This window comes from Flavihumibacter petaseus NBRC 106054, assembly GCF_000974785.1.
In the GTDB taxonomy this organism is placed as follows: Bacteria; Bacteroidota; Bacteroidia; order Chitinophagales; family Chitinophagaceae; genus Flavihumibacter; species Flavihumibacter petaseus.
On the sequence record NZ_BBWV01000001.1, the window covers coordinates 242,617 to 263,988 of the forward strand.

The 21,372-nt window shown below is 48.0% G+C and carries 25 protein-coding genes and 5 tRNA genes; 8 read left to right on the plus strand and 22 right to left on the minus strand.

Features of this window, described 5'->3' with window-relative positions; translation table 11 throughout:
* Nucleotides 1-72: 72 nt before the first annotated feature.
* From FPE01S_RS00940 to FPE01S_RS00965, 6 genes are read right to left on the minus strand one after another with little or no spacing between them, the layout of a single operon-like run.
* Nucleotides 73-1,362, minus strand: coding sequence for an ABC transporter permease (locus tag FPE01S_RS00940; RefSeq protein ID WP_046367082.1), 1,290 nt, complete (start codon nucleotides 1,360-1,362; stop codon nucleotides 73-75).
* A gap of 2 nt (nucleotides 1,363-1,364) precedes the next feature.
* Nucleotides 1,365-2,099: an ABC transporter ATP-binding protein gene (locus tag FPE01S_RS00945; RefSeq protein ID WP_046367083.1), complete on the minus strand. Its 735-nt coding sequence runs from the start codon at nucleotides 2,097-2,099 to the stop codon at nucleotides 1,365-1,367.
* A gap of 9 nt (nucleotides 2,100-2,108) precedes the next feature.
* Nucleotides 2,109-3,113, minus strand: coding sequence for a BtrH-related acyltransferase DarH (darH, locus tag FPE01S_RS00950; RefSeq protein WP_046367084.1), 1,005 nt, complete (start codon nucleotides 3,111-3,113; stop codon nucleotides 2,109-2,111).
* On the minus strand, nucleotides 3,110-3,523 hold the full coding sequence (DarG, locus tag FPE01S_RS00955) for a flexirubin biosynthesis protein DarG (protein ID WP_046367085.1): 414 nt from the start codon (nucleotides 3,521-3,523) through the stop codon (nucleotides 3,110-3,112). Before DarG ends, darH begins: the two co-directional genes overlap by 4 nt.
* A gap of 4 nt (nucleotides 3,524-3,527) precedes the next feature.
* A complete protein-coding gene (darB, locus tag FPE01S_RS00960; protein WP_046367086.1) occupies nucleotides 3,528-4,664 on the minus strand; it encodes a dialkylresorcinol biosynthesis protein DarB in 1,137 nt (378 codons plus the stop codon).
* A 41-nt stretch (nucleotides 4,665-4,705) separates the two neighbouring features.
* Nucleotides 4,706-5,626 (minus strand): hypothetical protein, encoded by a 921-nt coding sequence (locus FPE01S_RS00965; protein WP_046367087.1) that lies wholly within the window; start codon nucleotides 5,624-5,626, stop codon nucleotides 4,706-4,708.
* 86 nt (nucleotides 5,627-5,712) lie between these two features.
* On the opposite strand from FPE01S_RS00965, the gene FPE01S_RS00970 reads away from it, so the two are divergent.
* Genes FPE01S_RS00970 through FPE01S_RS00980 form a run of 3 tightly spaced genes read left to right on the plus strand, consistent with a single transcriptional unit; the run spans nucleotide 5,713 to nucleotide 8,233 of the window.
* Nucleotides 5,713-5,970, plus strand: coding sequence for a phosphopantetheine-binding protein (locus tag FPE01S_RS00970; protein WP_046367088.1), 258 nt, complete (start codon nucleotides 5,713-5,715; stop codon nucleotides 5,968-5,970).
* A 2-nt stretch (nucleotides 5,971-5,972) separates the two neighbouring features.
* Nucleotides 5,973-7,175 (plus strand): beta-ketoacyl-[acyl-carrier-protein] synthase family protein, encoded by a 1,203-nt coding sequence (locus FPE01S_RS00975; RefSeq protein WP_072053932.1) that lies wholly within the window; start codon nucleotides 5,973-5,975, stop codon nucleotides 7,173-7,175.
* Entirely contained in the window at nucleotides 7,172-8,233 is a 1,062-nt protein-coding gene (locus FPE01S_RS00980) for a beta-ketoacyl synthase chain length factor (RefSeq protein ID WP_046367090.1), read from the plus strand. Before FPE01S_RS00975 ends, FPE01S_RS00980 begins: the two co-directional genes overlap by 4 nt.
* Before the next feature lie 82 nt (nucleotides 8,234-8,315).
* Here FPE01S_RS00980 and rplL read toward each other — a convergent pair whose 3' ends face one another.
* The 15 genes from rplL to rpsU form a co-directional block, all read right to left on the minus strand.
* The gene (gene rplL / locus FPE01S_RS00985) at nucleotides 8,316-8,690 is read right to left on the minus strand and encodes a 50S ribosomal protein L7/L12 (RefSeq protein ID WP_046367091.1); all 375 of its coding nucleotides are present in this window, start codon (nucleotides 8,688-8,690) and stop codon (nucleotides 8,316-8,318) included.
* Nucleotides 8,691-8,798: 108 nt separating this feature from the next.
* On the minus strand, nucleotides 8,799-9,320 hold the full coding sequence (gene rplJ, locus FPE01S_RS00990; protein ID WP_046367092.1) for a 50S ribosomal protein L10: 522 nt from the start codon (nucleotides 9,318-9,320) through the stop codon (nucleotides 8,799-8,801).
* Nucleotides 9,321-9,339: 19 nt separating this feature from the next.
* Entirely contained in the window at nucleotides 9,340-10,032 is a 693-nt protein-coding gene (gene rplA / locus FPE01S_RS00995) for a 50S ribosomal protein L1 (RefSeq protein ID WP_046367093.1), read from the minus strand.
* A gap of 27 nt (nucleotides 10,033-10,059) precedes the next feature.
* Entirely contained in the window at nucleotides 10,060-10,503 is a 444-nt protein-coding gene (gene rplK / locus FPE01S_RS01000) for a 50S ribosomal protein L11 (protein WP_046368523.1), read from the minus strand.
* Between the two features lie 390 nt (nucleotides 10,504-10,893).
* Nucleotides 10,894-11,460 carry a transcription termination/antitermination protein NusG gene (gene nusG, locus FPE01S_RS01005; RefSeq protein WP_046367094.1) on the minus strand — a complete coding sequence of 189 codons (567 nt, stop codon included), beginning with the start codon at nucleotides 11,458-11,460 and terminating at the stop codon, nucleotides 10,894-10,896.
* Nucleotides 11,460-11,657: a preprotein translocase subunit SecE gene (secE, locus tag FPE01S_RS01010; RefSeq protein WP_046367095.1), complete on the minus strand. Its 198-nt coding sequence runs from the start codon at nucleotides 11,655-11,657 to the stop codon at nucleotides 11,460-11,462. The genes nusG and secE overlap by 1 nt, the downstream gene beginning before the upstream one ends.
* A 10-nt stretch (nucleotides 11,658-11,667) precedes the next feature.
* A tRNA-Trp gene (locus FPE01S_RS01015) sits at nucleotides 11,668-11,741 on the minus strand.
* 95 nt (nucleotides 11,742-11,836) lie between these two features.
* Nucleotides 11,837-13,024 (minus strand): elongation factor Tu, encoded by a 1,188-nt coding sequence (gene tuf / locus FPE01S_RS01020; RefSeq protein ID WP_046367096.1) that lies wholly within the window; start codon nucleotides 13,022-13,024, stop codon nucleotides 11,837-11,839.
* A 180-nt stretch (nucleotides 13,025-13,204) separates the two neighbouring features.
* Nucleotides 13,205-13,276, minus strand: a tRNA-Thr gene (locus tag FPE01S_RS01025).
* An 83-nt stretch (nucleotides 13,277-13,359) separates the two neighbouring features.
* Nucleotides 13,360-13,435, minus strand: a tRNA-Gly gene (locus FPE01S_RS01030).
* A gap of 47 nt (nucleotides 13,436-13,482) precedes the next feature.
* Nucleotides 13,483-13,565, minus strand: a tRNA-Tyr gene (locus tag FPE01S_RS01035).
* A 12-nt stretch (nucleotides 13,566-13,577) separates the two neighbouring features.
* Nucleotides 13,578-13,650: transfer RNA gene (locus tag FPE01S_RS01040), tRNA-Thr, on the minus strand.
* Between the two features lie 167 nt (nucleotides 13,651-13,817).
* Entirely contained in the window at nucleotides 13,818-14,120 is a 303-nt protein-coding gene (gene hpf / locus FPE01S_RS01045) for a ribosome hibernation-promoting factor, HPF/YfiA family (RefSeq protein WP_046367097.1), read from the minus strand.
* A gap of 175 nt (nucleotides 14,121-14,295) precedes the next feature.
* A complete protein-coding gene (locus FPE01S_RS01050) occupies nucleotides 14,296-15,216 on the minus strand; it encodes a tyrosine-type recombinase/integrase (protein WP_046367098.1) in 921 nt (306 codons plus the stop codon).
* A gap of 70 nt (nucleotides 15,217-15,286) precedes the next feature.
* Nucleotides 15,287-15,484, minus strand: coding sequence for a 30S ribosomal protein S21 (rpsU, locus tag FPE01S_RS01055; RefSeq protein ID WP_046367099.1), 198 nt, complete (start codon nucleotides 15,482-15,484; stop codon nucleotides 15,287-15,289).
* 102 nt (nucleotides 15,485-15,586) lie between these two features.
* On the opposite strand from rpsU, the gene FPE01S_RS01060 reads away from it, so the two are divergent.
* Genes FPE01S_RS01060 through FPE01S_RS01080 form a run of 5 tightly spaced genes read left to right on the plus strand, consistent with a single transcriptional unit; the run spans nucleotide 15,587 to nucleotide 20,188 of the window.
* Complete coding sequence (locus FPE01S_RS01060; RefSeq protein WP_046367100.1) at nucleotides 15,587-16,186, plus strand: riboflavin synthase; 600 nt, start codon at nucleotides 15,587-15,589, stop codon at nucleotides 16,184-16,186.
* A complete protein-coding gene (locus tag FPE01S_RS01065) occupies nucleotides 16,186-17,688 on the plus strand; it encodes a hypothetical protein (protein ID WP_046367101.1) in 1,503 nt (500 codons plus the stop codon). Before FPE01S_RS01060 ends, FPE01S_RS01065 begins: the two co-directional genes overlap by 1 nt.
* 1 nt (nucleotide 17,689) lies before the next feature.
* The gene (locus tag FPE01S_RS01070) at nucleotides 17,690-18,424 is read left to right on the plus strand and encodes a glycosyltransferase (protein ID WP_046367102.1); all 735 of its coding nucleotides are present in this window, start codon (nucleotides 17,690-17,692) and stop codon (nucleotides 18,422-18,424) included.
* A complete protein-coding gene (locus FPE01S_RS24535) occupies nucleotides 18,402-19,127 on the plus strand; it encodes a class I SAM-dependent methyltransferase (protein WP_052955425.1) in 726 nt (241 codons plus the stop codon). Before FPE01S_RS01070 ends, FPE01S_RS24535 begins: the two co-directional genes overlap by 23 nt.
* Nucleotides 19,128-19,138: 11 nt before the next feature.
* Nucleotides 19,139-20,188, plus strand: coding sequence for a Gfo/Idh/MocA family protein (locus tag FPE01S_RS01080; RefSeq protein ID WP_046367103.1), 1,050 nt, complete (start codon nucleotides 19,139-19,141; stop codon nucleotides 20,186-20,188).
* On the opposite strand, the gene FPE01S_RS01085 is transcribed toward FPE01S_RS01080, so the two are convergent.
* Nucleotides 20,164-21,372 carry a radical SAM protein gene (locus FPE01S_RS01085; RefSeq protein ID WP_046367104.1) on the minus strand — a complete coding sequence of 403 codons (1,209 nt, stop codon included), beginning with the start codon at nucleotides 21,370-21,372 and terminating at the stop codon, nucleotides 20,164-20,166. The two genes, FPE01S_RS01080 and FPE01S_RS01085, sit on opposite strands and share 25 nt — an antisense overlap.

Here is a 21,372-nt window from a genome sequence, read left to right on the forward strand (position 1 = left end):
AATTGTAAATGAATGCCCAATTTACGGGTAGCCATGATAAAGTTCGGGGGACTAATAAAATTGTCGGAAAGTCTACTTCTTCCGGTAGTTTTCAATCCAGCCGGCAATGAAGAGAAAGCAAGCGGAGAAAATACTTAGGATACCCATGTGGGTTGCCACTGTTTTGAGATTGCCATGTCGCAGGAAAAGATCATTGATGGCATCCAGTGCCCAATACATGGGTGAAGCTTTGGCGAGTTGCTGAAGGCCGGGTGGAAGGATTTCCACAGGCACCCAAATACCTCCGATCGCCGATAGAATCACTATAGAAATCGCACCAAAGGGCAAGGCCTGATTGGGCGTTTGAAACACCGCTCCAACAAGAAGTCCGTAAGCCGTGGCGGTAATGGCAATGGCCAGTGCCGTCACCAGCAGCGCGGCGGGCGCCTGGCCCATGACCAACGCCGGCAGGCCGAGATGCGGCAGGATCAGCAGCCCGGCTACCAGCATCATATAAAATTGTGCCGTTCCCAACAACACATAAAACAACAGTTTGCCCGCCAGGATGGACAGGTACGAACCGGGAACCATCCTGATCCGCATCAGGCTCCCCTCCTCTCTTTCCCGGATCATATTACCCGAAATCGGCACAATGATGAAGAACAGCCCGAAAATCGCCCAGGCGGGAACGTTATGTTGTACAGAATTGCTCGACAACTGCGGCCCTTTCCGGGAACCGGCAGCAAACTCGCGCAGCCGGACGGCCTGTAATTTCTCTTCCAGGTTAAACTGGCTTACCCCGGTACTGTCAAGGTCTTCCATCTTCCTGGAAAGCCGCCCCAGGATCATTTCTGCCTGAACCTTGGTCAGCTGTTTGTCCAGCGCATTCAAAAGTGCCGATTTCATGGCCTGCTTGGTCACGGGATCGAAATATATTTCCACTGTAGCCTGCCGCGTCGGCCGCTCCGGCAACTTCCCGGCGGCCCCAAGCGACTTACCCAGTTCATTGGCGACCTGGTTGGCGCTGTTGACTACTTCTGCAGAAATAGAACGGGGAACGATGATCCCGATCTTATACCGCCCTCCCTGGATGGCAGCCTTTACCGCAACCGTGTCAAGCGGCCGCCCATCCAGCGAATCTATCAGTCTGAACTGACCAGTCTCTTCCAAACCTTCCCGCAGGTTTTCCGCAAGCTGCCCTTTATCTGCATCCAGCCAGAGAATTTCAAAACGGATATGCTGGTATTCGCGGAAAGGGGCGTCCTGGATCAACGCCATGATGATGGTTAGTCCCAGGGGCATCAGGAACAGCAATACCATACCTGTAATATCCCGGATAAACAGCCGGCATTCATTCCAAAATGTAGCGATGATCTTTTTCATGGTCAGTCGCGCAGGGAAATACCTGTTAAATGTAGAAATACCTGTTCCAGGCTGGAAAATCCATGGTCCTTCATGAGCAGCCTGGGGTCACCCTGAACCACCAGCTGTCCATGATCCATAATGGCCACCTCCCTGCAAAGCTGCTGCGCTTCTTCCAGCAGATGAGAGGTATAAATGATCGAATGGCCTTGCCCGTGATAGTCTTCAAGAAACTGAAGAATGAGGTTCCGGCTCTGCACATCCACTCCGGCGGTTGGTTCGTCCAGTACCAGCAATTCCGGTTCATGAAGAAGGGATGCAATAATATTAGCCCTCCGCTTCATACCACCCGAAAAATAGCGAATGGCTTTACTGCCGGTATGGTCCAGCCCGAACAACTGAAGGAAATGCCTGATCCGTTGCTGCAGGATGGTGCCGGGTATCTTGTAAAGCGCCCCTATATATTCGAGGTTTTCCCGCACGCTTAATGGCGGGTATAAAGCAATGGATTGGGGTACTACTCCTATCCTTTTTTTTATCCTTTCCAGGTCAGTCCGGATATCTGCACCAAGCACCTCTACCGTTCCCGAATCGGGCCTGACCAGGCCACATAATATTGAAATGGTGGTCGTTTTACCGGCCCCGTTAGGGCCCAGCAACCCTGCAATGGTTGGCCTCGGGAACTCCAGCGATAATCCCCGCAGTGTGGGTTCCACTGCTTTCAGGTAAGTCTTGTGGAGATTGCTGATACGTAACATGACCAGCAGTTAAAGCGTCTTCTTCAGCCGCGTGAAAAAATCTTTCTCCAGGTCGGCCAGGTTGCCAAGCATACCGCCAAGCTCCTGGTAAGTGGAAAGATTACCTGTGCGGTCTTTCATCACCCGGGCCGCTGCATAGGCAAAGTTTCGCCACGTGTCGCCAATAACGGTCATTTCCTGGGACAGTTCCTGCAAATCCGGCCGGTTAAGAATAGTTGCAGCTTCCTGGAGAAATGCCGCATACAGAAACCGGAATCCGCCACCGCCAGTACCTATTTCTTCCTGCATCCGGATAATATTTCCGAGGAACAGGGCTGCTTTCCGGGGTTCCAGCTTCTGCGGATAGGCAGCAACTTTTTTGCCGAGAAAGCGGATGCCATGGTGACCAAAAAAAGGCGGGGGCGATTTCAGCATGAAAAAACAGGTCTTTTTCATACCGTTCTGTATGGCAGTTTCAATGCTGTGCCCTTTGCCTGTCTGCACGGGGAAATACATTTTGCCATTGGGAGCGGGAAAACCTTTGGCGAACCGGGCTTTCTGTAATTCATCAGACGGGATCCTGGTAATGCTTTCCATCACCGGATCACTGATGAGATATTCATTGCCATCTTTTCCGTAGGCGATCAGGTTGTGCGCATTGAAATGAAAACGCCATGCCGGAGGAAAATAATTCAGGAAATAAACGCTGCTTTGCATCCCTACCGGCTGTTGCCGTTGCAGCGCCTCATCCAGCGCAGCCATGCCTTTCTCGGGCCGCGAAAATGATTGTACCTGCATCTTAACCCCCAATTCACTGCATACTCTTTTGAAAATATATCCGGGCCAGATGCGAAACGTGGTGCCGGGTACACCATTCACTTTTACAAAAGGAAGATGACCGAAAAACAGTCCCGCGCCAATACCAAAAACCAATGGTTCAGTAAGTGCCGGGAGGCCATAATGATTTAAAAGGCTGAGTGTAACACCACTCTCGCAATGGGCAGATTGCTGATGCTTGAAATTGTCGATGATCATGGAACTATGCGGCTATGCTTGAGGTCATCCGGTGAAATATTGAATACCCCGGCATACCGTTGGATGATGTTGTCTGATAATTTTTTAAAGATGGACGGTCGCAGGTGACGTTTCACCCGGAATTTCCAAAGACCAACGTACTTTGCCAGTGTCGGAAGGTCCATCAGGCTTTTTTCCATGTAATACGCGATCGGGCTGAGCTCACCCTTCAACACGCGCTGCCTGGTGATTTCGATCTTTTCGTCGATATCGTCCCAGGCCTGGCTCAGGGCAAGGTTTTCGGCTTCCCAGCCCGTGTATTGGGTGGTACCGTATTTACCGTTCTTATCGGTTACGTACAGCACTTTTACCAGGCTGTTATCTTCTCCGTGAATGATTTTCTTGTCCTGTGGAACCTGGTCTTTTTCCATAAGTTTATACTACGGTGAAATGTGCGTAGATATAGGTAAAGCGCGCGCTCTCCGGGATCATCAGCAGCAATGTATCACCTTTTTTCAACTTTCCGGAATGGAACATTTCCTCCAGCATCAGGTATGGGGATACGCTGCCTACATTTCCAACCCTGGTCAGGTTGGTGAACCATTTTTCCTGCGGGATATGGAGCCCAATCCGGTCCTGTTCCTTAACAATGATCTCCCTGAAATATTCAGAAGAAAGATGGGGAAGGAACCAGGTAATCTTTTCCGGGGAAAGCTGATGCTTTTCAAACACTTCTTTCATGAAGATGCCGCCGGTCGGAACAATCTTCACTCCCAGGAGTCTTGTATCCTGTTTAAAGGAAAATATACTCTGGTGTGCCCAGTCTTCAGGTTTGTAATCCGGGAAGCCTGTCAGGTTGCCGTTCGGGCTTCTGACCGCACCATTATACATACAGGTGGCAATTTCATTGGCATAGGATTTTACGTCAATGAAATCGATCCTCAGGGAAATTCCTTCTTCATTGGGTTTGTCCTGCAATAAGGCAGCGGCAGCCCCATCGCTTAACATCCACCTCATGAACTCCTTTTCGAAAGCGATCATGGGGTTGGCGTCAAGCTCTTTCAGTTTTTCTGTTTCCGCATCAAATTTGTCGTGCCGCAACCAGGTGGAAACCTTTTCAGAAGCAAAGGAGACCGCATTGTTTTTCTCACCGCCTTTCACTGACAGCCACGCATATTTCATAGCCTGAAATCCGCTCGCACAGGAACTGCTGATAGACGCGATCTCCACCGGCGGGCACCCCAGTTCGCCATGCACCATGGCGGTATGGCTCGGCAGCAATTGCTCGGGAGACATGGTTCCTCCCGTGAGCAGTTCTATATCGTTTTTTGTGATCTTTTCATCGAACAACCCCTCAATAGCCTTCGCCGCCAGTTGTGCATTGGAGTGAGTGGACTTCCCGGCTTCGTCAATGGCGTAATATCTGCGCTCAATTTTATTGTTGCTCAAAATCTTCACCTTAGCCCTGGAAGGCTTATTATCCACCATGCCGAGGTAAAGTTCTATCTCTTCATTGCTAACCGGATCATTGGGTAAGAACTTCGACAGCCTGGTAACAAACACATCTCCCATAATTGTTTCTGATTTTTCTAATGCAATATTACTATGTCCTACTAAATTACATCCTGCTGAAACTTTACTCCCCGGAAATAGTCCAGCTGCCTCTTAAAGCTTTTCTTTTTGAACAGGCTTTCGAGTTTGGCAGTCAGTCCGGAAACGGGGGAAAGTACAAATATACCAGTCAGCAGCAATCTTTTAAACAACCGTACCCTGCTCATCCTTTCCGGATTTCCCCTTTCGCCTTTTTCCCTGATATAAGTGGCGAATTTTCTGAAGTTGGTGATCCCTCTTTTTTCCAATACGATCAGCGTTGGTTTCAGGGACACGGCTCCGGCTTCCAGTAATTCGGGTTGCAACCGATCATAACCACCAGACAACGCATTATTATAAATTATATTTCCGAAGCGACCGGATGCATTGATATCTTTTGTCTGCACTCCCGCCTCAGGCAAAAAGCGCCCTGCTTCTTTCTGACCGGTGAAGGTCCACCGGATAATGGTAAACAGCGATATGAGATTGTGATTGGTGTCTGCGAGTACAATATTACCCACATGCCTTGCACCGATCCTGTTCAGTGCGCCTTTTACACGTTCCTGGGCATTCAGCCACATATTGCGTGAACCGACCACGGTGATCACCGGCTTTCCTTTCAACGCCGCGGCCTGGCTGCTCTGGAGGAAGCTGGTGGTAGGCACTGACGGAGAAAGGAACCAGGGTTGGTATCCCAGGATAACAAGGTCATAAGGAATGTCCGGAATCGTGAAGGGCTGAAGCGGAACGGAGATTTCTTTCACACATTCCGGCATCGCATCAAAGAACTGATCACTGGTCCATGGGAAGGGAAAATCATCCACAGGTTTATAAGATACAAAATCGATTCTTGCTTTTCCTTCCAGCGGCGACAGCATATTGTCGAGGATCTGCTTCAACTGTCCGCTCTGTGTATAGTACAGGACCAGGATATTCAAAGACATGTCTGTTTTTCTAGCGGCCCAAGATAACTAATTCCGTCAAATGATAAATATGGCTATTTTTGGCCATCCTAAAACAAACGGCCTTCATGGAAGATTTCAAACGTTCTCTTAAATCGCAGATCATTGAAGCCCTTAATCTGCAGGGCATGGAACCTGAAGAGATAGACGACGCGGCTCCCTTGTTTGGTGAAGGCCTTGGACTCGACAGTATAGATTCACTCGAACTCATCGTATTGATGGAGCGTCATTATGGGATCAAGATCGAAGATCCCCGTGAAGGCCGGAGGGTGTTTGAGTCAATCAATGTGATGGCCGACTATATCCAGGCGAACAGAAAAAAGTAATTGTGCAAAAAATATATGTCACCGGGATGGGCATTGTCAGTGCCCTGGGGATAGGAATTGAAGCGAACCGGTCGGCACTACTGGCAAAAAGGTCCGGTATCGGACAGGCGCGCTGGCTGCAAAGCAGGTTAACGGAACGGCTGCCACTTGGAGAAGTTCCTTTCAGCAATGATGCGTTATGGAGTGCCGCCGGGCTGCAACAGCACCAACCTGCCGGAAGACAGGTTTTACTCGCACTGCATGCCATGAAAGCTGCGCTTGGGGGGATCAAAGCCGCAGATATTGATCCGCAGATGGGTTTTATCAATGCCACCAGCGTCGGCGGCATGTCTGACGTGGAAAATATCTATTCCAACCTGATTGACCCTGCAAAGCCCATTCTGAATAACGAACTTGGTGATTCGCTCGATTGTTCGCAGGGTACAGAATCGCTGGCCAGGATCTTTGGCCTGAAAAGTTATATCACGACCATCAGTACAGCCTGCTCTTCTTCAGCCAACGCCATCATGTATGCAGCGCGGCTGATCAGCAACGGTCTGATTGATTCAGCAGTCTGCGGAGGCACCGATACACTTGCCCGCTTCACCCTCAATGGTTTCAACAGTCTGAAAAATGTAGACGCGCAACCCTGCCGTCCTTTCGATGAGAACCGGAATGGCCTCAACCTGGGCGAAGGCGCTGCCTATCTTGTTCTCGAAAGCGAACAACAGCTGAAGCGTTCGGGCAGACAGCCACTCGCCTTATTAAGCGGATTCTGCAACTATAATGAAGCCTTCCATCCCACTGCTCCTTCTCCGGAGGGACTGGGTGCACTGGCAGCCATGCAGGGCGCCATCAAAAAAGCCGGACTGCACCCGGATGATATCTCCTATGTCAATGCACATGGAACAGCGACGCTTAACAATGATATTGCTGAAGCCATGGCGCTGCAGAAACTTTTCGGAGAAAATATGCCGGCGTTCTCCTCCACCAAATGTTATACTGGACACACCCTTGCCGCAGCCGGTGCCATAGAGGCAGTTTTTTCCGTGCTGAACCTGCAGGAGGATGAAATCTATCCCGTACTTAATTTCGGGCAACCTATTGCTGCCGCACCCGTCGTACCCGTTACGGAAGTCCACACCGGAAAAGGCCTTAAACATATTTTAAGTAATTCATTCGGCTTCGGAGGAAATAACGCCAGCCTCCTGTTCAGCAAAGTATGAAAGACATCATTTACATGAAGTCCGCTTCAGCGGTTTGCGCACAGGACATCTTCCGCAAAGACACAATTCCGGATACATTGGCAACAACCGGCAATAACGTACTTAACCTCCTCGAACCGGACTATCGCCAGTACTTCTCCATTATGCAGCTCCGCAGGATGAGCAAACTGACGAAGGCCGGACTGGTGACTGCAATTGAAGCGCTACGTCAGTCCGGAATTGAAAAACCTGAGGCAATCATAACCGGAACCGGAAAAGGAAGCCTGACCGACACAGAAAAATTTCTTAAAAGCATCGACGAGTTTGAAGAAGGTACACTGAACCCGAGCCCGTTCATTCAAAGCACATACAATTCGCTGAATGGGCTGATCGGCCTTCATCACGATGTCGACTGTTACAATACGACCTATGTTCACCGTGGGTTTTCACTGGAACATGCCATCCTGGATGCTATACTGCAAATCAGGGAACATCAGATCAGCAATGCCCTGGTTGGTTCTTTTGAAGAGATCACAACGCAGCACTTTACCATCAAGCATAAACTGGGCTATTGGAGAAAGGAAAAAGTAGCGCCGGAATCACTGTTCAATACCGACGCAAGCGGATCAATTGCCGGGGAAGGCACCTTCTTTTTTACATTGTCGGCAGCGCCCGAAAATTCACTGGCAGAAATCAGGGGACTACGGCTGTTGTTTGAGCCTGACCACGAAGCTGTTGCAGCTGCCATGAAGTCGCTGCTAACAGAAAACCAGCTGACCATTGAAGATGTGGATGTTGTGGTATCAGGTAGAAATGGTGATAACCGGTTTGATCACTATTACGATGCGCTGGAGTCTGTGTCATTGAATCACACCCATATCACCACCTTCAAAAATATCAGCGGAGAATTTGATACAGCATCAGGCTTTGCACTCTGGATGGCAGCATCTATTCTGAAAAACCAGGAGATCCATCCGCAGGCGCTTTACCGTAAAGGCACCACTTCAACCTTCAGGCACCTGCTTATATATAATCATTTTTATGGCGAGCAACATGCACTTTACCTGCTCAAAAAATAAGGGGCTTTAAATAAAAAAAGCCGCAAAGACGAGTCTTTGCGGCCAATATTTATGAACCACTGTTTCCAGCAGTACATTGTGCTTAGTTGATTTCTACGTCAGCACCTGCTTCTTTCAGCTTATTAGCGATATCGTCAGCTTCAGCTTTAGATACGCCTTCTTTTACAGCTTTGGGAGCACCGTCAACTAGTTCTTTGGCTTCTTTCAGACCAAGACCAGTCAGGTCTTTTACGATTTTAACCACGTTCAGTTTAGAAGCACCACCGCTCTTCAGGATTACATTGAAAGCAGTTTTTTCTTCTACAGCGGCTGCGCCACCACCAGCATCACCAGAAACTACTACAGCTGCTGCTGCAGGCTCGATGCCATACTCAGATTTCAGAAAATCAGCCAGTTCCTGTACTTCTTTTACAGTGAGGCTAACCAGTTGTTCAGCTAATACTTTTACGTCTGCCATTGTTTAAAATTTTTACCGTCTTCACAGCCTGTTGCTCCGACGGCAGTATTTAAAAAAATTCTAAATATATCCCCTCAGGCAGGGGAATTTTTTCTTGTATAAAAACAATTATTCAGCTGGTGCAGCTTCAACACCACCTTCTTTCTTTGCCTTCTCAAGCAATGCAGCGATAACACGCTGTGCAGGAGCTTGCAGGAGACCGATAACTTCGCCAATGAGCTCGTTCTTGGTCTTGATCTTGGTGAGTGCTTTCAGCTGATCGTCGCCAACGTATACATCTCCGTTGATGAAGGCTGCTTTCAGAACTGGACGGTCACCCTTGCTTTCTGTACGGAAAGAAGAAATGATCAGTGCAGGTTCTTTGGGGTTCTCACTGAAAAGCAATGCAGTCACATTGTTCAGGGCTTCGTAAATACCGCTGTATTTGGTGCTGTCGATTGATTCCAGTGCCTTTTTGATCAGGGTATTCTTGGCCACTTTCATTTCGACGTTTTTGTCGAAGCAATGCCGGCGAAGTTTGCTAACCTGGTCAACAGAAAGTTTTTCTGTATCGGTAATATAGAAATTGTTGTATTGGGAGAACTTGCCTTTCAGCAGTTCAATCACTTCTTGTTTTTGTTCTTTAGTCATATCGCTAAATTTTTACTGCTTAGTGAATGAAGATTTTGGTGTCGATGGTTATGCCGGGGCTCATGCTGCTGGCCATGCTAACGCCTTTCAGGTAAGTACCTTTTGCGGTAGCGGGTTTCAGTTTGATCAGGGCATTGATCAGTTCCTGGCTGTTCTCGGCGATCTTGTCGGGATTGAAGCTCACCCTTCCGATAGAAGCGTGTACAATACCCGCTTTGTCCACCTTGAAAGCGATCTTACCACCTTTCACTTCGTTAACTGCTGCAGCAACATCATTGGTTACTGTACCGGTCTTGGGGTTCGGCATGAGGTTACGGGGACCGAGAACCTTACCGAGCTTACCGATCTTCGGCATCACGCTGGGGGTAGCGATGATAACGTCAACGTCGGTCCAGCCGCCTTCGATCTTGGAGATGAATTCGTCCAGGCCAACAAAATCAGCACCGGCGCCTTTTGCATCATTCTCTTTGTCAGGAGTACAAAGAACCAGAACTTTTTTAGTCTTACCGGTTCCGTGTGGAAGGGTAACGGTTCCGCGTACTGCCTGATCCGCTTTCTTGGGATCAACACCGAGGCGGATGTGCAGGTCTACAGAAGCATCAAATTTTGCGATATTCACTTCTTTCACGAGGGAAGAAGCTTCTTTCAGCGAATACAATTTATTGGAATCAACCTTAGGGTTAACTGCTTTTCTTTTTTTAGTGATAGCCATTGCTCAAAAGTTTTTGTTAGTCAACAATTAATTTTCCCATGGAGCAACACCCTCAACAGTGATACCCATGCTACGTGCTGTACCGGCTACCATTTTCATGGCACTTTCAACGGTAAAGCAGTTCAGGTCAGGCATTTTATCCTTCGCGATAGCTTCAACCTGAGCCCAGGTAACTTTTCCAACTTTTGAACGGTTAGGCTCTTTTGATCCACCTTTCAGTTTGGCAGCTTCCAGCAACTGTACAGATGCAGGAGGTGTCTTGATAACGAAATCAAAAGACTTGTCAGAATAAACAGTAATGAGAACCGGGAGAACTTTTCCCACTTTGTCCTGTGTCCGTGCGTTAAACTGCTTACAGAATTCCATGATGTTTAATCCTTTGGAACCAAGTGCCGGACCGATGGGAGGCGCAGGGTTGGCTTGACCGCCTTTACACTGCAGCTTTACGAAACCAGTGATTTCTTTTGCCATTGTAATAGATTTTTTGGTGATAGCGCCCACTTTTTCCGTTGCCGGAGCAGTGAGCTCCCAAATCCAATTCAAACAAGAACTAACGATTGGGGACGCAAAGCTAGTAATTTTTCCTGAGCTGTCCCAAAAATATTGGCCATTAATGGCCCGGACCTATAACCAGGGAATAGCCGACCTACAGCGATCCTACAGCGCCCCTATAGCAAAAGGGTGGGTTTGCTGGGAGATGGCTGTAGGATCGCTGTAGGTCGGCTATTGTATAAGGCCAGGTAACCCAGGGGTAAAATGAATCATTTTGATTCCTGAGCTACTAGATAACACCTTATTTATCAATGTAATGAATAAAAAAAACCGCCATCTGGCGGTTTTTTCCAAATTTATTCACGTTGATCAGGAGATTTTTTCCACCTGCATGTAGTTCAATTCCACAGGTGTTGAACGTCCGAAGATCTTCACGGTTACTTTCAGTTTCTTCTTTTCATCATTAACCTCTTCAATGATACCATTGAAATCATTGAATGGTCCTTCGATGATCTTGATGGTTTCTCCAACGATGAATGGCTCGCTCATGCTCATACCGCCTGCTTCGCTCATTTCATCCATCTTACCCAGCATCTTATTCACTTCTGCCTTACGGAGGGCGATCGGATTGTCCTTACCCAGGAAGTGAATAACATTGGATGTATTCTTGATGGTGTCCCGGAGGTCATCTCCCAGTTTACCCTCTACAATCTCAATCATTACATAACCGGGGTAGTAGTTCCGCTCGCGCATTACTTTTTTACCGTTCTGCACCTTGTATACCTTTTCCACCGGAAGAAAGACCTGCTTTACCACCTCGCTCCAGCCACCGCGGCTGATTTCTTTATCGAGGTACTCCTTCACCTTCCGCTCCTTGCCGCTCACCACGCGCAGCACGTACCATTTGGTCTCCTGTTGATTGACGATTTCTTCCATTACTTAAAGAGTGGATAGATGAGATTGTTAAGCAAAGAATTCGCAGCAAAGTCCATCACACCTACCAGGAGGGTAATCAACAGCGTAGCCACCAATACGATAATGGTGGATTGCTGCAGTTGTGGCCAGGAAGGCCAGGTAACTTTCTCTACCAGCTCTTTGTATGACTCGCTGAAATATGTTGTTATCTTATTCATGATTATCAACTGGCACGGGCAACAGGATTCGAACCCGTATCAAAGGTTTTGGAGACCTCTATTCTACCATTGAACTATGCCCGTGTACGAATGTCAAATGTAAAAATTAAAAAGTAAAAATCAGGATGTTCTCCCTTTTTTTACTTTTTAATTTTACCTATTGACTTATTGAGATTCAATTATTTAATGATCTCAGTTACCTGTCCGGCACCTACGGTACGGCCACCTTCGCGGATCGCGAATTTCAGACCTTTTTCCATAGCGATCGGCTGGATCAGGGTTACTCTCAGGTTGGTATTGTCACCAGGCATTACCATCTCTGTACCTTCAGCCAGTGTACATTCACCGGTTACGTCAGTTGTACGGAAATAGAACTGGGGACGATACTTATTGAAGAACGGCGTGTGACGACCACCTTCTTCTTTGCTCAGTACGTAAACCTCACCACGGAACTCAGTGTGCGGAGTGATGGAACCCGGCTTACAGATTACCATACCACGACGGATATCTTTTTTCTCAATACCACGGAGGAGCAGACCGGCGTTGTCACCAGCTTCACCTTCGTCGAGGAGTTTTTTGAACATTTCCACACCAGTTACGGTAGAAGTCATCGCTGCAGGCATCAGACCTACGATCTCAACACCTTCACCAACTTTGATACGGCCGCGCTCGATACGACCGGTAGCCACTGTACCACGACCAGTGATAGAGAATACGTCTTCCACTGACATCAGGAAAGGCATATCCACCGGACGGGGAGGCAGGGGGATGTAGCTGTCAACAGCGTCCATCAGCTCCTCGATCTTCTTCACCCACTTGTCTTCACCAGCGAGAGCACCGGTAGCAGAACCCTGGATGATCGGAGTGTTGTCACCGTCAAAGCCATAAGAGCTCAGCAGGTCACGGATCTCCATTTCAACGAGTTCCAGCAGTTCGGGATCATCAACCAGGTCAACCTTGTTCATGAATACCACGATCTTAGGTACACCTACCTGGCGGGCGAGCAGGATGTGCTCTTTAGTTTGAGGCATAGGACCGTCGGTAGCAGCCACAACCAGGATGGCACCGTCCATCTGAGCAGCACCGGTAATCATGTTCTTCACATAGTCAGCGTGACCAGGACAGTCAACGTGAGCATAGTGACGGTTTGCTGTCTGATATTCAACGTGTGCAGTATTGATGGTGATACCACGCTCTTTTTCTTCAGGAGCGCCATCAATTTCATCGTACTTTTTAGCCGTTGCCAATCCTTTCGTTGCGAGAATGGAAGTGATGGCGGCAGTCAAAGTGGTTTTACCGTGGTCAACGTGGCCAATAGTACCTACGTTAACGTGGGGCTTTTCCCTCTTAAAGGTCTCTTTTGCCATTTTATTTGTTTTTAAGTTGTGGTTTAAAACTGGAAGACCCGAAGGACTTCATATCATTAAGGCGGCTGCAAAGATACTGTATTACCAGATCGTCGCTGCTGCCGACTACACTTTCATTTACCAAAACCGCCGGAATACCTCCCCCTCAGGGAACGACTTCCGGCTCCAGGTCCTCAGTAGAGCCGTTGAAGAGAATTGAACTCTCGACCTCTTCCTTACCAAGGAAGTGCTCTACCACTGAGCTACAACGGCTTAAAAATTTGTGGTTTGCCATTTACGGCCCGAGATCGAGTGCTCAACCCTCAAACCCTAAACGGCAAACCACAAAACATAATTGGAGCGGAAGACGAGTCTCGAACTCGCAACCTATAGCTTGGAAGGCTATCGCTCTACCAATTGAGCTACTTCCGCTTCTAACCACCCGGCTTTTTGGCCAGTGATAGCTCCGGCGAATGGTGTGGGCAGGAGAGGATTCGAACCTCTGAAGTCGAAAGACAGCGGATTTACAGTCCGCCCCATTTGGCCGCTCTGGAACCTGCCCGGAATTATGCTGAGCCACTTGTCGGAATCGAACCAACGACCTACTGATTACAAATCAGTTGCTCTACCAGCTGAGCTAAAGTGGCAAAATATTTATCGCAAAGAACTACCCGTTTTTTGTTTCGGGATGGCAAAGGTAACAGAATTATAGAAATACAAAAATTTTAGGTTCACTTTTTTATAAAAACCGCTGAAGCCCATCCAGCTCTGCATAACAGCAAAAAAAAAGACCTCCGATGGAGGTCTTTTGCCGTTATCCGGCGTATTGTTTTTCTTTTTTTCTCTTTATCTGATTAACGAGGGAATCCAATGCACTATCAAAGGACTCTTCAAATGATTTTGAACTTGCTTTTACGAAGAAATCGTGTCGGGGGACGTGAACTCGGATCTCAGCAATCTTGTCTTTAATGGTATGCACTACGTTGTCCAGCTTCAAAAAAACATCCACTTTGATGATTCGGTCATGAAATGTTCCCAGTTTGTTCAATTTGGCGGAAACATACTCCACTAGTTTTACATCTGCATCAAAATGTACAGTCTGAATGTTAACGTTCATAGCAATCACGTTTTAACAGTGAACAATAAATAAAGAACTTTGATAGTAATATTACTTTCATAGGCTATTGGTGTTTCATTATGAAGGTAATATAATGAACCCCATTTTCCAAGAAAGCCCCCCATCTTTTTTACTTTTCACAAAGCGTTCACAATCAGTAAATTATTTTAATTTTTTACCCCTTCGGATGGGCCTTTTTATGCACGTCCTTCAACTTTCCGATGGTATTGTGTGTATACACCTGGGTCGCCGCTAGACTCGAATGCCCCAGCAACTCCTTCACCGCATTCAGCTCCGCCCCCTGGTTCAGTAAATGCGTTGCAAAAGTGTGCCGCAATATATGCGGGCTTTTTTTAGCCAGATGCCGCGTCGCCTCATTCTCCTTCAGCAATTGATTCACGATATTGTAAACATACTTCGAATACAACTGTTTCCCTTTCTCTGTCAGTAACAGGTACTCCTGATCAGCTTGCTCCCAGCCCTGTACCGCCTTTTCCGCCTCATACGCCTTGATCGCAGTTAGCATATCCGCATGGAGCGGAATGATTCTTTCCTTATTACCCTTACCCAGCACGCGAAGGTGCTTTGCATAATAATCAACCTGTGATTTCCGCAAATTGATCAGCTCACTTAACCGGATTCCCGTCTGGTAGAACAGATCCACGATCAGTATTGTCGTCCTCGATTTCCAGTCGCCGCCAGCCGGCATCTGCTGCATCAGTACTGCCGCCTGGTTCTCTTCCACATAAACCGGAAGTTTCCTCCCCGACTTCGGCGCGGTAATAACGGCCACAGGCGAAGTTTTCACCGCCTTTTTCCGCATCAGGTATTTGTAAAAGGAACGTAATGAAGAAAGTTTGCGGGCAATCGACCTGTTCTCGTATGGATCACTCCCCTCCCGCATGGAAGACAGCCAACTACGCGCCATGAAGGTTGTCACCGCTTCCCATTGCGCCGTTTCATACTCCTTCACCAGGTACTCCCGGAATGTCTCCAGGTCAACCTTATACGCGTTTACTGTATGTTGGGAATAGCGTTTCTCCCATTGCAGGTAACGGAGAAAATCAGCGATGAACAAGTCTTCTGTTACAGACATAAAAAAGGGGATAGCAGCTAAGTTAATACTTTGCTGCTATCCCCATCACACTATGATGATCGGCTTTCGCTTAAGATTCGATCTTGCCGCTGGCGATCTGCTGCTTGTAGACTGCCTTCAGTACCTGAGCCCGACGCTTAATGCTAGGCTTGGTGAACGACTGACGCTCCCGGAGTTGTACAAGCACTTTCGCTTTCTCAAACTTCTTCTTGTACTTCTTGAGGGCCTTGTCAATGTTTTCGCAATCTTTGGAATCGATAATCAGCATGGTAATATACCTCCTTTGGTAATTTTAAGGACGGCAAAGATAGGAAAGAATCCACTAATGCCAAATCTTTTGCGGAAATTTTCGCATCTCCTAAATTGCAACATGTTTACCGGAATTATTGAAGCCCTCGGAAAGGTCATTTCTGTTACCGAAAAAGGCACCAACTACGAAATCTGGATCGAATCACCGCTTTCCGACACCTTTTCAATCGATCAGAGTGTCTCCCATGACGGGGTCTGTCTTACCGTAGATGCGCTTCGTCCCGGAGCACACCGCCTCACTGCAATTGCCGAAACACTCGAAAAATCCACCATTAAACACTGGAAACCAGGCTACAATGTTAATATAGAGCGCTGCACACCGGTAGGTAGCCGGTATGATGGCCATATCGTTCAGGGGCATGTCGACTGCACAGCCACCTGCACCCGCCGGACTGATAAAAACGGGTCATGGGAATTCCGGTTTGAGTTCCCGGCCGAATTCAGCGCCCTGATCGTGGAAAAGGGATCCATTGCCGTCAACGGAACCAGCCTCACTATTTTTGACATCGGCCTGACTGCCTTCTCCGTGGCAATCATTCCCTACACTTTTGAAAACACCACCATCGGACAAGTCAGCGAACAACAGGAAGTCAACATTGAATTTGATCTCGTGGGAAAATACATCCGGAGACTGTTAACCATAAACGCACTTTCTCAATAATGCTGAGAACCCTTTTTCTTGTGCTGGTAACATTGCTGTTGCTGTCGGCAGGCCTATGCTGTTTTTTCCAGAGCCCCACCATGGATGACTTTGTAGGCACCTACCTGGTGAAACACTACGGATATTGCAACGGCGTACTTACTTACCTCAGACATGGAAACGGCAGGTTCTCCTCCATCCCGCTCTTTGTTGCGATCAGTTCCACCCGATTTCTCGTGGATCACTACTGGATTGTATTGATCTCCGGACTCCTGGCACTTTTTCTGACGCTTGCCCAGGTGCTGAAAAGTATTTTAGAAAACTATACAGTGCTGAAGCTTCGCGGAGCCGACATCTATATGGCCGGAGGACTGGCACTGCTCCTTCTGTTAAGCTGCGTTCCCGAAATCTCCAGCTTTTTGTACTGGCAGGCTACTGTAGCCACCTACCAGTTCGGCCTGATCCTGCTTCTCCTGCTGGCCCTGCTCCTCTTTCAACTCGCCCCGCAGCATAGCATATCTCCCACGCAATTCCTGCTTTTGGTACTGCTTAAAGCAGGTGCAGCAGGTGCAAACGAAGTTACGCTCCTTTATGGTGCATGTTTCTCGCTACTTGTCTTTTGTTACCGGCCAGCCGGGTCCCGATGGTCATCAATAACACTGAGTTGCCTCGCCATTGACCTGATGATTTGCGTGCTGGTATGGTTCATACCAGGAAACCGGGAACGAAGTGACGGATTCAGCATGCACCATCAGATCACTTTGTCATCCGCCAGCGCTGTTTACCGTTCAATGCAGTTGTTCGCCGGAATACTGTCATCACCAGTATTCTGGATCAGCCTGGCTGCACTCCCCTTTGCAGCAAAATACGTGCGCCCGGAATGGAAGGACAAATGGCTGACTCAAAAACTACTGCTCCTGCCCGGAGGTTTAATGCTTGTGACAATGCCTGTGTTTTTCCATTTTGTCATCAGGCAATTCGGAGGAGAAGTTGTACCGCCAAGAGCGGAGAACATTGTTGTTGCCGTATCGGTGCTGGGAATGCTGCTCCTGGCATTTATCGCCTGCGTTCAGTTTCCCGTCACCATCAATTTGCCGCCAAACATCCCTCATAAATTCACCGCCGTCATCGTGCTTACCGCCATCCTTTGCTCATCGCGCTTCTTCCGGGAATTACCCCAGAATCTTTTCCTGCTTCCCTTACACCACCAGATTGTACAAGACAGGGTAACTGTCATCAGGCAGGCCTTGCAGAATGGCCGGCAAAAAGTCTACATCGCTCCTTACAAAGCAACATTTCAACAACTGCTGTCAGCCAGAATGCCCAAAGTGAATTTTGGCAATGAACTTTCATTTCCTCCCAGCTTTAGCTACTTCAAGGATGATCCGTATAATTTCAACATCGACTATGGTTATGCAGAATACTATGGGATCGATTCGCTGCAAACCGACAGGAAACTGATACTGCGATGGGAACTGACGAAATACTACCCGCTGAATGTTCCATTACCCAACAAGAATTAAGATGCCTGAGCACCTTTCTTTAGTACTTCCTGTTCACAACTGCACGGATGAGCTGTCGGCAGGAATGCCGGAACTGCTGGCGGCTTTTGAAGCGTGGGAATGGCAGGTAGAAGTGATCGTGGTAGATGACGGATCTGAAGATGGCGGTATCATCGCTGCACACTGCAAATCCTGGAATTGCCGTTATCTGCGCAATGAGTCCGCTCGGGGTAAGGGAAATGCCGTTCGGAAAGGAATCTTGTCTGCGACTGCACCGGTGGTGATGTTTATGGATGGCGACTTCCCCTTTGACCTGGAAACTGTTCACCGGTTGGTTTCCATGATGCAGCAGACCAATGCAGGTATCGTGATCGGTAACAGAACTGATCCGCAATCCCAATACCCGAAAGACCTTCCGTTACAACGACAACTGGGGAGCTACCTGCTGTCCCGCTTTATCCGCATGCTGAACCTTACCGTCTTCAAAGACACCCAATGTGGTATTAAATGTTTCCGGACGTCAGTTGGCCACGAGTTATTTTCCCGCGCAAAGGAAGACGGGTTTGCCTTTGATATAGAGATTCTTGCCCTCGCCCAACAACTGCGTATCCCCGTCGTGACCATACCTGTTTCAGTAAAGCCCCAGGCCACTACCACGGTAAAGGTATTCCGGCACGGATGGCAGACTCTCAGACGCTGCCTGGCGATCTGGTACAACCAAAAAATACAGCTGCATGAAACGGGAATGGGCAAATAGCATCCGGAATTTTATAGACAACCGAGTTCCCGGAATTATCAGGAACGCCTCCTGGTTCATGTATCCATTTTTTCTGATTGCTTACCGCGGCAGGAATATCCGCACGGCAATGCATTTCAAATCGCTCGCTCCAAATTGGACAAAGGAAGAATTTGCCCGATATTATGCTGGAATCCGGTCTATATCAAGAGCCAGGCTAACGGATATCTCTTCCGGGTCTCTTTCACTGCTGCTCGATCGTTGTGCAGGATCAAAGGACAAACTTCTGGATGCTGGCTGCGGCAATGGTTACCTGCTTCAACTACTGCACAGACGCTTTCCATTATTGCAATTATACGGCTGCGATCTCGTCAACACCGGAAAGCACAACAATCCCCAAATTCCTGCCGCATTTTCGTTCTTACAGGCAGACCTGGAACAACTGCCCTATCCTGACAAATATTTTGATACCGTCATTTGCAGTCACACGCTGGAACACTTTGCCGACCCCACCCTGGTTATCCTGGAGCTTAAACGTGTTTGCAGAAACAGGTTATTCATCCTAACGCCATGTCAGAAATACTTCTATTTTACATTAGATGAGCACCTCAGTTTTTTTCCCACTGAAACATCAATTACAGACCTCGTCAATTGCCGGCAATACAGTTGCCGGCTGGTAGATGGCGATTGGTTTTATGAAGGAATCGTGGAGGGAGTTTCCTAACTTCACCAGCTATGAGCAAAGCAGTGCAGTTTCTTCTCAGGCACTACCGGCAATTCACCGGCAACAGTTTCCTGAAACAAATTCCTGCCAACAATCCACCACTGGCCATCATCGGGGCCGGGCATCATGCAACCGGAACCCTTTACCCCTGCCTGTGGCATCTTGGTGCCAATGTACAACTCATCTGTACCAGGCATATGGAAACAGCACACGCAGCCGCTGCCCGCTGGCCGGGTTGCAAAGGAACAACCAGGCTGGAAGATATCCTGGAAAACAAACTTATCATCGGTGTTATCGTATGTACGGAACCGAAAGCACATGCGGATATTGTATCCAGGCTGCTGGCTGCCGGCAAACATGTTTACGTTGAAAAACCGCTGGGGTATTCCGGCCGGGACCTGGAACAGGTTTTATCAGCAAACACCGGGAGTACGATCATGGCCGGATTACAGAGAAACTATTCTCCCATAGCGAACAAATTGCAGAACCTGGTCAAATCACCGCTAAATTATCATTACCGGTTTGAAGTTGGCCGGTATCCGGATGGAAATGCTGTTTTTGAGCTCTTCATTCATCCCGTAGCTCTAATTGTTCATCTTTTTGGCAGGGCAGACATCCTGAGCATCACTGTCAACTCCGCAGATCAGCGCCAATTGCTGCAATTACAACTCCGACACGAAAAGGTGAGCGGCCTGCTGGAATTATCCACTGCGGGCAACTGGGAGAATTGTTGTGAGATACTGACGGTGAACGACAGCGCCGGGAAGATCACCGCATCCTATCCGAATGAACTTATGTTGACAGAAACTCCGGGAAGCATTGCCGGTATTCCGGAAGAGAAGGTTTTTGCTACAGCTGCCGTTACCCGGCAATATTTATTTCCCAATAATTTCAATACTGCAATCCAGTTTAATAGCCTTTTCCAGTCCGGTTTCTATACCGCATTACAGGTGTTCCTGCAAAACTGCAATGGAAATAAGGCCCAACCGGCAGAAGTGGAAAAGCTCAGGCTGATATACCAACTGCTCGATCGGATTCAGGAGTCGGTCACTTCGCGATAACGTTTTTGAGCTGTTTCCTCCCACTGATAGTAACCAAACAGTTTGCGGGTGATTTGCATACCGAAGTATTTTTCAAATGTACGGTAAAGGATCACATCATATTTCCGGTGGAAATTCAACCAGCACTGGTTACAGTTGTGCACGTATTCCTGCTGTATCTTCTGGGTTGCCTTGCTGTTAAAAACCGTATCCAGGCTGTCTTTAAAAATATTGCCGATCATCAGGTCGAGGTTCTGGCAGATCGGAACATCACCGTTGGGCAGAACAACGAGGCTATCCAGAATGCTGTAACAACGCATTTTTAACCCGCCTTGGCGCCATTCGTTGTACAGTACCATAAAATCATAATTCTCTGCAAACGATTTTACAATCTCCGGGATCTGATCTCTGATAGCTTCCTGCGGGGCAGTCAGATCATGTTTCGGAAAGCTGGAAACATCAATCGTTTCTGCTTTCTTGATCGATTTGATTTTATCGATGAGCCCTTCTTCCTTCATGCGTGAAACGTCTGTAAACTTCAGGCCGGGCTCGTTTTTATGTTCCCCGATCCCTGTTTCGTGTGCTTTGTCGAAAGTATCAAAGAAAGCAATATCGTTGTAGATGCCAACCCGCATATCGATCCCGTAGCTTTTACACACCTGTGCCACATGTTCCAGGTCTTTGAAATCATTGTACGGTGTAAGCGTGAACATAACAGATACCGGAAGCTTGTCATGCAGGGCTTCTATCACGCTGATAACGGCACCATAACCATTCTTGCCGCGCATGTGAAGATAGGTTTCCTCATCTCCATCGAGGGAAATGTACAGGTGCCGGGGTGGGAATTTCTGAACAGCTTCGATCAGCGTATCCGGCTTCAGGCAATTGCTGAGCAGATCAAAATTGGGATGGTTCACGGTGAACCATTCCAGTATCTCCAATGCATCAGGATGCAGCATGAATTCGCCTCCCTCAAGCCCGACTGACGTTTGCGACGTGATGCATTCACTTTTCATCAGTTCGTAGATCTTTTCCTTCGGAAGAAAATTCACAGGACGTTTTGCCCAGATCAGGCAATGTTTACAAGCGGAATCGCAAAGATCTGTGGCATAGATCATCAGGGTGGATAACCGCTTGTGTGAGGGCCGGAACTGATTGTTCAGGAATGTCAACCCCCGCCTGATATAATCTGCCTTTTTATACAT